General features: G+C 71.1%; 15 protein-coding genes. 11 read left to right on the top strand and 4 right to left on the bottom strand.

Annotated elements, in window-relative coordinates; translation table 11 throughout:
- Positions 1–26 precede the first annotated feature (26 nt).
- Positions 27–1,112 carry an ArsR family transcriptional regulator gene (locus ACFRCG_RS17510; protein WP_380032409.1) on the bottom strand — a complete coding sequence of 362 codons (1,086 nt, stop codon included), beginning with the start codon at positions 1,110–1,112 and terminating at the stop codon, positions 27–29.
- Positions 1,113–1,570: 458 nt separating this feature from the next.
- Between ACFRCG_RS17510 and ACFRCG_RS17505 the strand changes: the two genes are divergently transcribed.
- From ACFRCG_RS17505 to ACFRCG_RS17480, 6 genes are all read left to right on the top strand, one after another.
- On the top strand, positions 1,571–2,572 hold the full coding sequence (locus tag ACFRCG_RS17505; RefSeq protein ID WP_380032407.1) for a helix-turn-helix domain-containing protein: 1,002 nt from the start codon (positions 1,571–1,573) through the stop codon (positions 2,570–2,572).
- A gap of 223 nt (positions 2,573–2,795) precedes the next feature.
- The gene (locus tag ACFRCG_RS17500) at positions 2,796–2,975 is read left to right on the top strand and encodes a hypothetical protein (RefSeq protein ID WP_380032406.1); all 180 of its coding nucleotides are present in this window, start codon (positions 2,796–2,798) and stop codon (positions 2,973–2,975) included.
- A 101-nt stretch (positions 2,976–3,076) separates the two neighbouring features.
- Positions 3,077–3,628 (top strand): MauE/DoxX family redox-associated membrane protein, encoded by a 552-nt coding sequence (locus ACFRCG_RS17495; RefSeq protein WP_380032404.1) that lies wholly within the window; start codon positions 3,077–3,079, stop codon positions 3,626–3,628.
- Between the two features lie 22 nt (positions 3,629–3,650).
- A complete protein-coding gene (locus tag ACFRCG_RS17490) occupies positions 3,651–4,187 on the top strand; it encodes a hypothetical protein (protein ID WP_380032402.1) in 537 nt (178 codons plus the stop codon).
- Complete coding sequence (locus ACFRCG_RS17485; protein ID WP_380032400.1) at positions 4,184–6,046, top strand: ABC transporter ATP-binding protein; 1,863 nt, start codon at positions 4,184–4,186, stop codon at positions 6,044–6,046. The genes ACFRCG_RS17490 and ACFRCG_RS17485 overlap by 4 nt, the downstream gene beginning before the upstream one ends.
- Complete coding sequence (locus tag ACFRCG_RS17480) at positions 6,043–6,510, top strand: S26 family signal peptidase (protein WP_380032398.1); 468 nt, start codon at positions 6,043–6,045, stop codon at positions 6,508–6,510. Before ACFRCG_RS17485 ends, ACFRCG_RS17480 begins: the two co-directional genes overlap by 4 nt.
- 89 nt (positions 6,511–6,599) lie before the next feature.
- Here the strand turns inward: ACFRCG_RS17480 and ACFRCG_RS17475 are convergent, their stop codons facing one another.
- Together ACFRCG_RS17475 and ACFRCG_RS17470 are read right to left on the bottom strand one after the other, a co-directional pair.
- Positions 6,600–7,172, bottom strand: coding sequence for a dihydrofolate reductase family protein (locus ACFRCG_RS17475; RefSeq protein WP_380032396.1), 573 nt, complete (start codon positions 7,170–7,172; stop codon positions 6,600–6,602).
- A gap of 221 nt (positions 7,173–7,393) precedes the next feature.
- Entirely contained in the window at positions 7,394–8,200 is an 807-nt protein-coding gene (locus tag ACFRCG_RS17470) for an alpha/beta fold hydrolase (RefSeq protein ID WP_380032394.1), read from the bottom strand.
- Between the two features lie 155 nt (positions 8,201–8,355).
- On the opposite strand from ACFRCG_RS17470, the gene ACFRCG_RS17465 reads away from it, so the two are divergent.
- Together ACFRCG_RS17465 and ACFRCG_RS17460 are read left to right on the top strand one after the other, a co-directional pair.
- On the top strand, positions 8,356–9,060 hold the full coding sequence (locus ACFRCG_RS17465) for a TetR/AcrR family transcriptional regulator (RefSeq protein WP_380032392.1): 705 nt from the start codon (positions 8,356–8,358) through the stop codon (positions 9,058–9,060).
- A 146-nt stretch (positions 9,061–9,206) separates the two neighbouring features.
- Positions 9,207–9,515 carry a chaplin gene (locus ACFRCG_RS17460; RefSeq protein ID WP_380032390.1) on the top strand — a complete coding sequence of 103 codons (309 nt, stop codon included), beginning with the start codon at positions 9,207–9,209 and terminating at the stop codon, positions 9,513–9,515.
- A 558-nt stretch (positions 9,516–10,073) separates the two neighbouring features.
- Here the strand turns inward: ACFRCG_RS17460 and ACFRCG_RS17455 are convergent.
- On the bottom strand, positions 10,074–11,141 hold the full coding sequence (locus ACFRCG_RS17455; RefSeq protein ID WP_380032388.1) for a hypothetical protein: 1,068 nt from the start codon (positions 11,139–11,141) through the stop codon (positions 10,074–10,076).
- Between the two features lie 555 nt (positions 11,142–11,696).
- Here ACFRCG_RS17455 and ACFRCG_RS17450 point away from each other — a divergent pair.
- The 3 genes from ACFRCG_RS17450 (at position 11,697) to ACFRCG_RS17440 (ending at position 14,546) form a co-directional block, all read left to right on the top strand.
- Positions 11,697–12,005: a helix-turn-helix domain-containing protein gene (locus ACFRCG_RS17450; protein WP_380032386.1), complete on the top strand. Its 309-nt coding sequence runs from the start codon at positions 11,697–11,699 to the stop codon at positions 12,003–12,005.
- A gap of 900 nt (positions 12,006–12,905) precedes the next feature.
- Positions 12,906–13,859: a hypothetical protein gene (locus tag ACFRCG_RS17445; protein ID WP_380032384.1), complete on the top strand. Its 954-nt coding sequence runs from the start codon at positions 12,906–12,908 to the stop codon at positions 13,857–13,859.
- A 348-nt stretch (positions 13,860–14,207) separates the two neighbouring features.
- Entirely contained in the window at positions 14,208–14,546 is a 339-nt protein-coding gene (locus ACFRCG_RS17440; protein WP_380032383.1) for a hypothetical protein, read from the top strand.
- Positions 14,547–14,718 lie beyond the last annotated feature (172 nt).

Raw genomic sequence — 14,718 nt, 5'->3', positions numbered from 1 at the left:
CCGGCGGCCGTTGAGTGCCTCGGTGGTTACCCGTGAACGGCGGGCGAGGCGGCCGGCTCGGGGATCGCTGGGGTTGCGGAGCGAGGCGTGTGAAATTGGTGCGGTGCTCCGTTCAGCAGTGCCGTGCCCAGGGGGGTGAGTGCGTGGAGGACGGTGCCGCCGTGGCGGGTTGTGGTGATGAGGCCGCTCTCGCGCAGGATCGTGGCGTGTTCGCTGGCGGTGGCCGCGGACATGGTCAGACGTTGCGCGAGTTGTCCGGTCGTGCAGTGCCCGTCGCCGACGGCCTCCAGGGTTCGGGCGCGTGTACGGCCGAGAAGGGCCGCGAGCGCGTTGGGGTTTCGTGTGGTTTGCGGATCGGCGAGAAGCTGCGCGGCGTCGGCCGCGGTGCGCATGACCGGGAGGAACACGACGGTCTGTTCCCCCTCGTCGCCGCCGAACTCGTAGGCCAGGGGATATTGCGCGAACACGGAGGGCACCAGTTGCAGTCCTCGCCCGCCCAGGACGACGTCCCGCGTCACCGGGCCGCGTCCGACTTCCAGGTACGGGGGCCGCCAGCGGAATCCCGGGGGCAGTCCGGCGAGCATGGCCTCGACCCCGTGTGTCGCCAGTGCGCGAGCGCGGTCGGCCTGTTCGGCCAGGAATCGCGGGTGGAGGCGCGACCAGTGGGGGGCGATCGCGATGCGGTGATGGTTCCTGAGGAATCGCATCAGGTCCCTTCGCCTGGACCGGTCGTGGGCGAAGTCCCCCATGCCCGCGCCGGGCCCGCGGTCGGGACGGCCGGTGTGCAGGGCTCGGATCTTCTCCCCGTACGCCAGTTCCGTGTGCAGGTGGTCCGGTTCGGCCGCCGACAACGCCTCCAGTCCCTCTTCGAGGTGGGGCGTGGCTCCGGTCACGGTGAACAGGTCGAGCGCCTGACTGTCGAACAGGGTGGCGAACGGGTGCACGGCCCCGGCGGACTCGCCCCGCACCCGGGTTCGCCAACCGCCGAGCAGGGCATGGGCGTTGCCCCGGCTCAGCGTCGTCAGGCTGAGCATCGTCTCGCCCAGAGGGCCCCAGCCGTCCACCACACGGGTCCGCGTCAGATCGGCGGCGGTGAAATGGATACGTAACATCGCTTCCCCGTTCTGCGGCCATCGGCTCGGACGAGTCTCACCGCCGCGCGTTCGAAGCCACAAGAACCACTTTCGGTCGTTCCTCCGCCACTGCGGCGGCGATCCCCCGGCAAGGAAACCGGTCGGTCTCCGCCTGGATTCGCACCTGGGGTGGGTTGAGCCCTGAATGCTTCGGTATCGATGCACCGGGTCCGGAACCACCCGCCCCTCCCATTTCCGGACGGCCGTCCGACCAGCGACATTCGGTCCGGGCCGAAAGCCTTCGTCGCCGTCGGTGTCGACTCGGGAGACTTCACCCAGGCGCGAGGCACAAGACATCGTGTCCCGCGTCCCTGGCGCAGAAAACCCCCACAGAGCACCACCGGTTGCTCGCGAATCGTCGAACGGCGACCCGGTGTTCGGGACATGAGCCGGTCTATGCCCGGTCGCGCCGGGGAGTCCGCTATCGGAGGCTGGGAATGTTGGTGACGGAGTTCAGCACGGACGTCGTGGCAGCGCCGGACAGGTTCGCGTTGTGGGAGGACACGGCGGAACGGTCGCACATGCGCAATCGGCTGCACAGCAAGGACCGCAACGACTTCCGCGCCGGGATGCGCGCCTTGGACCTGGCGGAACTGGGGGTGGCCGCACTCGCCTACTCGCACCTGGAGATCGCCCGGACACCGCAGCTGATCCGGCAGTCCGACCCCGACGTGTATCAGATCAACTACTTTCTCGGTGGACACGGGGTCGTCTCCGCGGGCAAGCACGACACGGCACTGCGTACCGGCGACCTCTTGGTGATGCACAGCGGCCGCCCCTTCCGGGGCGAGGTCCACGCCGATTCCGGCAGATGGTCACACATGACCGTGCAGTGCCCGCGGGAATTGTTGCCGTTACCCGCGAAGACGGTCCAGCGCGTGCTCGCCGTCCCGATCAGCGGGCGCAGCGGCATGGGCGGGGTGTTCGCTCGTTGGTTGTCCGATTTGAACGCGCGCGCCGACGAGTTGACGCCGGCCGATGTCCCCACTCTGGCCTCGGTCACCCTGGATCTTTTGGCATCCGTGTTGGCGCGCCGCGTGGAGTCGGAGGAGATGCTGAGCCCGCAGGCTCGAAGGACGGCCCTGCGGGCCCGGGTCGTCGCGTTCGTGGAACGGCGCCTGGTCGACCCGGATCTCACGCCTCGGGCGGTCGCGGATGCTCACCACATCTCTCTGCGTCATCTCCAGCAGCTTCTCGCGGAGGAGGACACGTCACCGGCGGCCTGGATACGCCGGCGCCGTCTGGAGCGTTGCCGCCTCGATCTGGCCGACCCTCGCGCGAGCGCCCACCCGATCCAGGCCGTCGCCGAACGCTGGGGCTTCACCAACCCGGCCCACTTCAGCCGGCTGTTCCGGGCGACCTACGGCATGCCGCCGCGAGACTTCCGCAATCTGGTGCTCGCGGCATGCGCCAATGGTCAACAACCCTGCGCGGAATGACTGCTCCGGGTGCTGCGGCCCTCGACATCCTGGATTCCTCGGCGAGAGCGGCTGCGGACGGGAAGCAGCCACGACGAAGCCGGCATTGGGCCCCGTGCTCACGCCGCGCCGGCATGGGCATCGTTCACCCGCCCAATTCTCGCCGAGGCAGGCCCGGATCCCTCGTTTCCCCGTCGGACACTTCCCTGGCGGGCTGCGAGGGCTGACACGAGAAGGAGTGGTCATGCTCGACAAGATCGGAAATCTCGGCACCTTACTGCTGGAGCGGTTCCTCCCCTCCACCGACGCGGAAGCGCTCTCCTGCACGGTGCAGTGCAACTCGCGTCACCACTGGCAGGAGCTCTGCTGCCGCAACGGCGGGGGCTGCTACTGGAGGGGCGACGAGTCGATCAACCGCTGCTGACAGCGCGGTTCCAGTGACCGGGGAGGGCGCACCGCTCGGGACGCCCTCCCCGGCACGACGGGTCTTTGGCCGACGGATCCCCAACGCTGAGAGAGGCGGCGATGGACTACTTCGCTTACGGCGTGCGCGGGTTCGTGATCGCCGTGTTCCTGATCGCCGTGGTCGGCAAGGTCGGCAGGGCCGGGGCATTCGCCGCCTTCGTCGACTCGTTGCGGCCCCTCGCCGTGGTGCCCGAGTCGGCCGTACGGGCGGTGGCGCTCGCGGTGGTCGTGGTGGAGGGGGCGATCTGCGTCGCGCTGGCGTGGCCGTACGCCCCGGCGACACGGGCGGGCCTGGCGGCGGCCACCGCCCTCCTCGCGGTGTTCGCCGTGGTCGTCGCCCGGTCGATGAGCAAAGGAACCACCGTGCTCTGCCGGTGTTTCGGCCGCTCGGCCGCGCCGCTGGGTCGGGTGCACGTCGTACGCAACGGGCTGCTGGCGTCCGTCGCCGGCGCGGGCACCGCGGCGGTGGCGGCCGGCCCGGCGGGTGGATCGCACGCCGGAACGGCCGCGGTGGCGTGGAGCGCGGGCGTGATCGTCGGCGGCCTGGCCACCGTGTTGGAGGACCTGGCGAGCCTGTTCCGACCCGCTGTTCCTTCTCTCCCGACCGAGTGAGTAACCGACTGAGAGGTGCCGGATGGCTGCTCTGACCGCGGCAGTGGTGCTCGTTGGCGCCCTGTGTGTACTGGATCTGCTGCTTACCATCGGAGTGATCAGGAAGTTACGGGGATACGGCCCGACCGGACCCACACCGGGCCGGGGGATGACGCCGCTGCGCCCCGGAGAGGAACTGCCCGCCTTCACCGCCGTTACGGTGGACGGCGAAATGGTGGACCGGTCCGTGCTGCCGGACGAGGCCCTGATCGCCTTCCTCTCGCCCACCTGCGCGCCGTGTCGCGCGAAGCTGCCGGAACTCGTCGCGTATGCCGCCGCCGAGCCCGCCGGCCGGGACCACATGCTCGCCGTCGTCGTCGGCGAACCGCACGAGTGCGAAGGGTTCGTCCGGGAGTTGAGCCCGGTGGCCCGGGTCGTCGTCGAGCCGAAGGGCGGTCCGGTGTGCGCGGCCTTGCGCGTGGACGCGTTCCCCACGAGCCTTCGCGTGCGCACGGAACGGAACCGTTCAGTCGTCCTTGGTGAGGCGGCGGAGCCGGCGCGGAAGGTGTCCTCGCGATGAATCCACCCGTACCCGCACGGCGGGGCGGGCTGCGTCTGGCCGTCTCCCTGGCACTCGGGGCCGCTCCCGTCGCGTGCGTGCTGTTCGGCGTGCTGACTCTGGCCACCGGTCTGTTGACGGTCGTCACGGCGTGGTTGACCAAGTCGGTGCTGGACAACCTGGGTTCGGACCAGGGCACGAGCGCGCTGCTCGCCCCGGGTGTCGGCCTTGTGGCCGTCGGGACCGCCGCCGCCCTCGTGCCACACGTGTGCCGCTATCTGTCCGCCGAGGTGAACCGGCGTACCGCACTGCGCGCCGACGCCCGGCTCTTCGCGAAGGCGGCGGGCTTCCCCGGCCTGAACCGCTTCGAGGACCCGAGGTTCCTGGACCGACTCCAACTGGCGCGGCGCGGCGGTGGCCAAATCCCCGCGCAGGTGTTGAACGCGGCGCTCGGTCTGGCGCGGTCCGCGATCACGGTCGCCGGGTTCCTGGGTTCCCTCCTGGTGCTGAACCCGCTGTTGGCGGTTCTGGTGGCCGTCGCCGGAGTGCCGACACTCTGTGCGGAGCTGGCCTTGGCCCGCCGACGGGCGAATGTGGCCTGGCATGTCGGGCCGAGGGAGCGACGGGAATGGTTCTACAGCAGTCTCCTGGTGGATGCGGACGCCGCGAAGGAGGTGCGGCTCTTCGCCATCGGCGACTTCCTGCGGGACCGGATGCTCACCGAGCGGCGAACAGCCAACGCGGCGCGACGGGCCGTGGACCGGCGCGAGGTCGCCGTGCAGTCGGGCCTCGGGCTGCTCGCCGCGCTGATCACGGGCGGAAGTCTGCTGTGGGCGGTGCTCGCGGCGTCCCGGGGCCGGTTGTCGGCGGGTGACGTCACGCTCCTGGTCGCCGCCATCGCCGGCACCCAGTCCTCGTTCGCCGCGCTGGCGCAGGAGGCGGCCCGCGCCAACGAGTCGCTGTTGAACTTCAGTCACTACCAGTACGTGATGGACGCCCCGCCCGACCTGGTACTCGCACCAAAACCCCGGCCACTGCCCGCCCTGCGCCGCGGCATCGAACTGCGCGACGTGTGGTTCCGGTACTCGGAGCAGCACCCATGGGTCCTCGAGGGCGTCGATCTGACGATTCCCCATGGGAGTTCGATCGCACTGGTGGGCCTCAACGGGGCGGGCAAGACGACGCTGGTCAAACTGCTGTGCAGGTTCTACGACCCGACCCGGGGCGCCATCCTGTGGGACGGCGTCGACCTGCGCGAGGTCGATCCGGCAAAGTTGCGCGACCGGATCACCGCGGTATTCCAGGACTTCGTCCAGTACGACCTGACGGCGGCGGAGAACATCGCACTGGGTGACCTGGACGCGCTGGACGACGAGGAGCGGATCGTGGCGGCTGCCCGGCAAGCCGGGGCGCACGGCACTCTCGAAGCGTTGCCGGAGGGCTATCGCACGCCGCTCACCAGGACGTTCTTCATGGAGGCGGACAAGGACGACCCCGAGTCGGGCGTGCTGCTCTCCGGTGGCCAGAGCCAGCGGCTGGCCCTGGCGCGGGCCTTCCTGCGGGGCACGCGGGACCTGATGATCCTCGACGAGCCGTCGGCGCGACTGGACGCCGAGGCCGAGTACGCGATCCACACCTCGATCACGAGGTACCGCCGCGGCCGAACCAGCGTCCTGATATCCCACCGGATGGGTTCGCTCCGCAACGCCGACGTCATCGTGGTCCTGTCCGAAGGGCGCGTGGTCGAGCGCGGTGACCACGCGCGACTGCTGGCGCTCGGCGGCGAGTACGCGCGGCTCTTCGCCATCCAGGCCGCGGGTTACCTGCCTGACGCCGACGGAGCGCCCGAGGGAACAGCGCTGACGGAGGTGTCGCCGTGACCGGTCGGCGGAGCGTCCGATGGTCGTCGCTGACACCGGCCGTCCTGGCGGCCTGCGGTGCGTACGCCGCCCGTCGGCTGCTCGTCGTCACCGTGCGCGGGACGAGCATGATCCCCACGCACCACCACGGGGATCGGCTGCTGGTACGCCGGACGCGCACGGTGCGCCGGGGGCAGGTCGTGGTCGTGCTTCGCCCCCGGTCGCCGGCGGTCTGGCGGGAGGACCGGCGCAGTCCGCTGATCGTGAAGAGGGTGGCGGCGGTACCGGGAGAACCACTGCCGCGTGGGACGGTCCCGCCGTGCACGGAGAGCCGTGACGGGCGGGTGCCTCCGGGATTCGTGGTGCTCCTCGGCGACAACGCCGCCGCCAGTGTGGACTCGCGCCAGTTGGGCTTCTTCCCGTGCGGTGACGTGGTCGGCGTGGTGGCGCGATCCCTGCCCCGTCTCGTGGACGCACGCCGGTGAGCCCCTACCCTTTCGACGGTCTCGTCGGCGTCCTGCTCCTCGACGACCGGACCTCGACTGTGCCGGTGGCGGTGACGGTGGAACCTCGGTCAGTGGACGACGTCGAAGACGTTCTTCTGCAGGCCGTTGGCGTACGCCTCGTGCTCGACGAGCTTCAGCTTCTGGGTGTCCTTGTCCGTGGCGCTGAACAGGCGCTTGCCCGCGCCGAGAAGGAGCGGGAACACGAGCAGGTGGTAGCGGTCGATCAGGCCGGCGTCGGACAGGGCCTGGTTCAACGTGGCGCTGCCGTGCATGATGATCGGGCCGCCGTCGGTCTGCTTCAGTGCGGCGACGTCCTCGAGCGAGCGCAGGATCGTGGTCTCGCCCCAGTTCCCCACCAGGTCGCCCTCGGACAAGGTGGTGGAGACGACGTACTTCGGCATCACCTTGTAGTCGGCGAAGTCGGCCATGTCCGGCCACACCGCGCTGAACGCCTGGTAGCTGACCCGGCCCAGCAACATCGCGGTGGCTTCCTGCTGTTCACGGCCCTTGATCTCGAACGCCTCGGGAACGAACTCGATGTCCTTGAAGGTCCATCCGGAGTTGCGGTAGCCGGGTTCCCCGCCCGGGCCCTCCACGACGCCGTCGAGCGAGACGAAGGCGGTGCTGATCAGAGTACGCATCGAAGGTTCCTCGGTGTCTCGTTGCCGTTTCCGGCGAGTTCGGTCGGTGTGCGCGCGTTTCGCGGCGCACCGGTCATGATCTTGGACTGTGGGTCGCGGGGAAACTCATCTTCCCCTGTTCGAGTTCTTCGGGCGCCCGGCTGTGCTCGTGGCGGTGACACCCGCCATCGCGCCCCGGTCGGGCCGAGCGGCCGGGCCCGTGGCCTCCGCACGAAGGGTGCTCAGGCGAAGAAGTCGACGAGAACGGGCGCGAGGACAGCCGGGGCGACGTCGTGGGTCTGGCCCGGCAGGCTGATGTGGCCGGCGGCGGGGATCGCGGCGGCGACGGCGCGGGCGGGGGCGCGGAGGGTCTCGGGGCTTGCGTCGCCGTCGACGGCGAGGACGGGCACGGTGATGTCGGCGAGGAGCCCGGCGGGGACCCCCGCGCCGGTGTCGATGCCCAGCGCCGCGGCGTCGTAGGCGAGGGTGGGCGCGACGGCTTCGAACGCGGGCCACATCGGGGCGGCGCGCATCTGCTCGACCGCCGGGGCCGGAGCGCCCGCATAGAGCATGAGTTCGGCGACGGCGTCGCCGTGCCGGTCCTCCGCGAGCGCGGTACGGAGGTTTCGGACGTAGCCGGCGAAGTCCGCGGCGCCGGCCTCGTCGGTGGTGAACGGGGGCTCGTACACGGCGACCTTGCGCACGCCGATCCCGGCGGCGGCGGCGCGCAGGGCGAGCGCGGAGCCCGACGACATCCCGACGAGGTGCGCCGTCCCGCCGGCCGCGGCGATGACCGCGGCGAGGTCCTCGATCTCGCGGTCGACGTCGAACGGCGCGGTGTCGCCGCTGGCGCCGCGCCCGCGCCGGTCGTAGGTGAGGACCGTGTGGTGGGCGGCCAATTCCGCGGCGAGGGCGGGGCCGGGGCCGAAGGCACGGTGGCACAGGGCACCGTCGACGAACACGACCGCGGGACCGGTCCCGGTGGAGGTGTAGGCAATGGGCGTGCCGTCCGCGGAGACGACGGGGGCGGGGGCGAGCGTGACGGTCATGACGAGCCTTTCGAGATGGGCGCGGGGCCGGTGTGCAGGCGACGGACCGCTATTGTGGACAACGTCCACATGGTGCGGGCGGTCGGGACCGGCCGCCGCAGCGGATGCCAGGATCCTGCCACACACATGTGGACGCCGTCCACAATGGAGGAAGCGTGCCCGTCGACCGCCCCGAGCCCCCGTCCCGCTCGCGCAGCACCTATCGGCACGGCGATCTGCGCCGGGCGCTGATCGAAGCCGCTTTGGAACTGGCCCGCGCCGGAGGACCCGACGCGGTGGTACTGCGGGAGACCACCCGCCGTGTGGGCGTCGCCCCGAACGCCGCCTACCGCCACTTCGCCGACCGCCAGGCCCTCCTCGCCGCCGTCGCGCAAGCCGCCATGGCCCGACTGGCGGTCACGATGGAGACCGAGATCGACGCCGCCGGCGCCCACTTGGCCCAGGACGCCGACCGGCTCTCCGCCGCCCGCACGCGCTTCCGCGCCGTCGGACAGGGCTACGTCGCCTTCGCCCAGGCCGAACCCGGTCTGTTCCGGATCGCGTTCACCTTCCACTCCGACATGGCCCGGGCCGAGGACGGCACCGCCGCCGGAACCGCGGGGCGCACCCCGTTCCAGATCCTCGGCGACGCCCTCGACGAACTGGTCGACGCCGGAGCACTCGACGAAACCCGCCGCCCCGGCGCCGAGTTCCTGGCCTGGTCCGCCGTCCACGGCCTCGCCGCGCTACTCGTCGACGGCCCCCTGCGCGGCCTCCCCCCAGCCCAGGCCCGCGCGTCCACCGACGACCTCGTCGACATGATCGAACACGGCCTCCTCACCCCACCGACAACCGCCGACCGCCCGGGCATGCATGGGTGAACGTCCCTACGGGCGACCGGATCGGCGCGTGTGCTCCTTGGCGAATGGGTGACGTCGCGAGAGGGCCGCAACCAGGGGCGATCGGTGTCGTTGGGAGCGGTACAGGGTTTCGCATGGGACGAGGCCCCGAAGGAATGGGAGTGTGTGTGAGCGGGTTCAAGAAGGGCACCGTGCTGGTTGCCGGTGCGGCGGCCGTGGTGATGGCCGGTGCAGGTGCCGGTGCCGCGCACGCCGCGGCCGACGCGGACGGTGCGGCGGTCGGCTCCCCCGGTGTGGTGTCGGGCAACAACATCCAGGTCCCGGTCCACGTCCCAGTCAACCTGTGCGGGAACAGCATCGACGTGATCGGCGTGCTCAACTTCGCGTTCGGCAACACCTGCCTGAACGTCGACGGCGACCACGACGAGCACCACGGCGGTCACCAGGCGCCGGAACACGGCGGCCACCGGGGCTGACCCGCCCGACTCGACCGTCCTCCACGTCCGAGTCCGCGCCGCGACACCCTCCGGCCCTCGCGTCTGCATCCCGCGAGGGCCGGAGCACACCCGCGACCCAGCGACCGGAGTTCGGCTGGACCTCACCGCCACCGGCGCGGACCGCACGGTCGGTTTCGACGAACTCGTCCAAAATCACGCGTCGCGGATTCCGAGGGTGGACGTCTCGTACGTGGGCCTGGTCGCGTGCGAACGTGTCGACGACACGGTGGTGCTCGTCGCGGTCGCCACCTTCCGGCCGGCGCAGGTCACGCTCCCCGGCGACCGGCAGTCGCGCGTGTTGAGCTTCGCGGACGCGGCCGGTCGGGGGACCGCGACACCGACCACGCGGCCCCCCTGGTCACGGCACGCGACTGGTGCCGGGCAAGGCCGGCTCGGCCACCGACCTGCCTCCTCGCCCGACCGTGGTGGGCGTCGAGCCGCCGCCTCCACGCCGAGAACTCCGGTGCGTGAATGATGCGTTCGTACGGCGCGTGGGCAGGTGCAGCGTTCGCCGAGGTCATCCTGCGGCATGGTGGGTCAGCCGGCGCGTGCGGTCCACTTCGGTGGCGTCCACAACCTGGCATGGGTGCCGCCGACCTGGATCAGTGTTCCGGTGTGCCGGTCCTGACGCGTCGGGCGGAACCCGTCGATCGCGAACACCTGCCGTCCGCTGATGGTGTCGACGCCCCGCAGACCGGCCTCGTCGGCGATCAGCAGGTGCTCTCCGTCGGTGAAGAAGCCGAGATCGCCGACCGGCCAGGGGAACGTCGCGATCGCCTTGATCCATCGCACGCCCGGCGAGCGCGGTTCGATCGAGGTGGGGTCGAGGACGTGGACGGTACCGCTGCCGGCGTCGTCCCGATGGTCGTACACCGCGATCCGCCCGTCGTCGATCCACACCACCGGCCGGTTCCATCCCGAGACCTCGGGATACACCGCACGGCTGGGCCCGTCTTCGCACTCGTACGGGTTCTCGTGCAGCCAGGCGGTCAGGCTCCACACCGCCGGCATCCCCCACGGCTGCCACACCCAACCGCCGTCCAGGACACGAGTCCCGTCGGGACTCGGCGACAGCGCGCCGTGGAAGTAGTCGAAGTCGTACTCCGCATCGTCCTCGTCCGCAACCCGGCCGTCCCGCGCCGTGAGCACCTCGCCGGACGCGGGATCGGTGACATCCAACCGGTTCCAGTCGGTGCGATGCACGACAACCGGCCGGCCGTCGTGTTCGGCGAACGCCAACGCGAACGCGACGGTCCCACAGCAGTAATCCCCGCCGTCCAGCCTCAACGCCGGGGAACCGGTGGTGAGATCGACGACGGTGCCGTACCGACCGCGGTCATGAACCACCGCCGCCCAACGGCCACATCGAGACACATGAAGCCGCAGCCGAACGCCGCCACCGTATTCGGACGCCGGCCTCTGCTCCCGATACCGGGCCACGTCCCGCACCTCGCCGGTCGTCGGCATCCACCGCGCCAGCCGTCCGTCCTCGGACAGCACCAGCCACGCCGACGCCGCGTCACCGGGAGCCGCCGGCAACGCCGCCACATCCACGACCGGCCGCAGCACGTCGGGAACCGCCACGTCCACCGTGACCGTCGCCATATCGATCCCCTCCGTGCGCCCCTGCGCTCCCCGGCGGCAACGTGAACAGCAGCTGATACGGCACCGTATCGGCAAAGTCGGCGAGCGTCGCGATGCCGGTCACGACGGTGAGGCCGGCACGGATCCGGTCCGTGTCGGGCTCATTCCCGCGCGGTTCCAAGACCACGAGTGTGAACGTCCTGATCCGGGCGGAGAGTTCACTGCGATGGGGTGGACCGCCTTCACGTCCGGGACTGCCCGAACGAGTTGGCCCGACCGGCGCCGTCAAGCCGTGGCCGAGCGGGCCGGCGGCGTGTTGTGGGCGCAGCTCGCGAACTGTCCGGCCGCGCGGACGGCATCAGCGGTGCGCCGGTCCGCCCGGGCGAGTCCGCGTGACGGCGGGGATCCCGGCCCGCGGCCGGATAAGTTGTGGGAAGTACGGAAAATGCTCGGACACGACCGTCCTACGACCACGGTTTCGTATCTCGCTACCGCTCACGCGGACCCGGAGGCGGCGAATCCGGCCTCCTCCCGGCGGGCCGGCCAGCAACTTGTGATGGACAAGGGGAATTTGCGGTGAAGTGGAATCTGCGCCGGGTGGCCGCCAAGCGCGACATCCGGCGGCTCAGTGACCTGCTGGCCGCGTTCCGACAGGTCGGTTTCAAGCCGCCGTTGAGCAAGTCCGCCGCCTTGTGGAACGCCCAGCCGATCTCGGTCCGGCTCGACGACCTGGACAAGATATGCGCGGCCCTGGGCTGTACGGTCGCCGATCTGCTGGAGGCCGAGCCTCCGGCCGTCGGCGAAGGAGACGAACGGGAGAGCGGCCGCCGGGCGACCGGTTCCGGTGACGACCAGGGTGGGCCGGCGCGGCCGACTCCACGCTGAAGCGGGGGCGGCCCGCGGGTCCGCGTTCGTGCCGGGCAACCGACGCCGGCTGGGGGCGCGTTCCCGAACAATCCTTACAGGGGGCGTGCACGCCCCCGCAGGGCGCGCGAAGGCGCGCACTTGCGGTGTGACTTCGGATCGTAGTGGGCCGAACGCTTCGATCGCGCCGCTACTCCGGGCATTCAAACCAACTCGATGGGTAACCCAAAGGTGTGGCGACATATTCGGCCACTCCTGAATCCTCCATCGCACTCCCGGTCCGATGAGCCACACGGTCGGAGCGAACCGGGGGGGCGACGCGTGGACCAACCCACCCGCCGAGCAACAGGGAGCGAGGCAAGCCATGCCCACATGGCCTGCCGGCCGGCTGTCCGACACCGGATGTTCCGGCCATACGAAGGAGTTCGACGCACCGAAACACGTGGTATCTCACAGGTTCTCGGCGTTGCCGCCGCCCTGTCCGAAAGTTTCCCACGCCGCGTACCCCGACGAGGCGACTCGGACTTCGCGGTCGCGATCACCGTCGCCACAAGGCGGTCCCGGCCGAGGTGTCGCCCCGATTACTTGGGGCCGAGGAACGGATCCGGTACGCGATCCTCCAACCGCCCGAACGTCCCCGCGTCCCGGCCTGCCGGCAGCCGTCCCGCCTTCGACGACCGCCGCCGCCCCACCTCGGCGGCACGCTCCTGATCACGGTCGTCGTCGAGCGGGATCCCGGACGTCTCCGATTCGTTTCGCCAAGTTCAACGATGCCGGTGCGCCGGGGCGTTGCCGGGCGGGGCGGGCAGTGACCAAGCTCGCCGCACCCGCGCGGACCGGATACCGCTGGGTCACGCCCCGCCGCCGCGGGGTCGACGTCCGCCCCGCCGTCGAGCAGCCTCCCGAACGCGTCCGCGTCGGTTGCGGCGCCGAACCGGCAAGCGACCGGCCGCCGGCCAAAAGGAATCGGATCCGCGCCGCGAACTCCCCGCCCACGTCTTCGTCGACGCGATACGCGCGGTCGCCGACATGACCGGGATCGATGTGAACGCGGTGTACGGCTCCGCCGCGGCGACCGAAGCACACCGGCACCCCGGGGGGCGGGTCACCGTCGGGAACACGGACTTCGACTTCGCCCGCGTGCGCCGCAATGCCCGGGCGCGTGGCCCCGACCCCGACGTCCCCGACGGCTTCCGGGGCAACGTCCTCGCCCGGGATCCGACCCGGGACATGCGGATCCGGTGGCGCCGCGACGGCGCGGACGGCCCGATCCCGGCCCGGGCGTGGATCACCGCATCCCGGGGGCCGAGTTGCGACACCGCCGTCACCCACCACGTCGACGCCGACGTCCACACCCGCGCCCGAGTGCGTACCGACACCCGACCCGCCCCGCACCCGCCGGAGGACGACGCCGCCCGCACCGACCCCGGCACCCCACGCGGTGACGCCGACCATCCGGCGCGCGCCGTCGACGCCCGCGTCGATCGGATCGCCCGCATCCGGTTCGAGCACCTCGCGACCCACGAACTCCACGAACGCGCCGAAGCCTCGGCCGGAATGCGCGCCCGACCGCTCGCCGAACCGCTGATCTCGAGAGCGCGGCGGTACGCGGTTCACGCCGACGGGACCGAGCACGACGCATGCGAGCGCGTCGTGGAGGCGAACGCCCGCCTACACGCCACCGGCCGCACCCCCGCACGGATCGTCGCCGGGATCCGGGCCGTACGCGCCCGGACGACGCCCCGGGGGGGAGAGTCGGCGCCGCCACCCCGCCGGGCGATGCGTTCCTCCTGGTCACATGTTCCGGAGACACGTCGTCCGGCAGCAGGTGAGGCAGGAGGGATGACGCCAGTGAGGTCACAGGAAACGCAGTAGGAATGGCAACCGGACAGGCAGCAGACAGGGCAACCCCGGCGCCCGAGCGGCGGGTTGGGGCTATTCCCCACGGCATCCCACACGCACGCCGCACGTCCGGACGAATGCACGAAGCCCGCTCACGGGGGATCGGGGCGTCGTCTCCACAGGCGACCGGCCAGGCGATGCCCGAGCCAACGGAGCAGCCCACTCCCCGACGACTACGGGGCCGGGAGGTCGAACAGCGGGCACCTCCCGCCGGCCCGCTCCACGACACGCTTCGACAACCGCCATACCCGCCTCCGCGACCGCCGAAAAAGCCGGCCGACCGGATCAGTGGTGAAACCGTCCCACCCGAAAGGTCGCGCAGTGCAGGCCCCCAACCACCTCTCTCCTCTCACTCTCGGAGCCGGCTCTCTGCTCGCCGCGCTCGTCGGCGCGCCCACGTGGATAGCCATCGGCTCCTTCGTCCTGGCCGTCCTGGGGATCCTGGCCGCCGCCATCCCGGCCTGTACCGCGTGGATCAATACGCGGAGTCGCTGCGCGGATCGCCGTCGCCACTTCACCGCGCTGGAGAACGCCGCCGGTTCCCTGAGCCCCCAGGAGCGCACCGCCGCGATCACCGAGGCCATCCGGATCCAGGACGCCACCGAGCCCACGGCCGGCGAACCGCCACCGCCGCTCCCAGGCAGTCCGCCGGACCCCTGATACCTCGTGTTCGCGCCGCGGGTCTGCGTCGGCCGCTCGGTCGGAGCCGGCCTTCGAACGACGGCCCCAACGCGTGCCGGCGACGCAGCAGTTCCGCCTACGGCTCCCGCACGGGCCCTTTCGCATCCGGAACGAACATCGCGTCGGCCGGCGTCACGGCGTCACGGCGTCA

The organism is Embleya sp. NPDC056575 (assembly GCF_042793325.1).
Classification (GTDB): Bacteria; Actinomycetota; Actinomycetes; order Streptomycetales; family Streptomycetaceae; genus Embleya.
The sequence above is the reverse complement of the archived record's forward strand: the minus strand, read 5'-3'. Positions and strand labels throughout refer to the sequence as shown.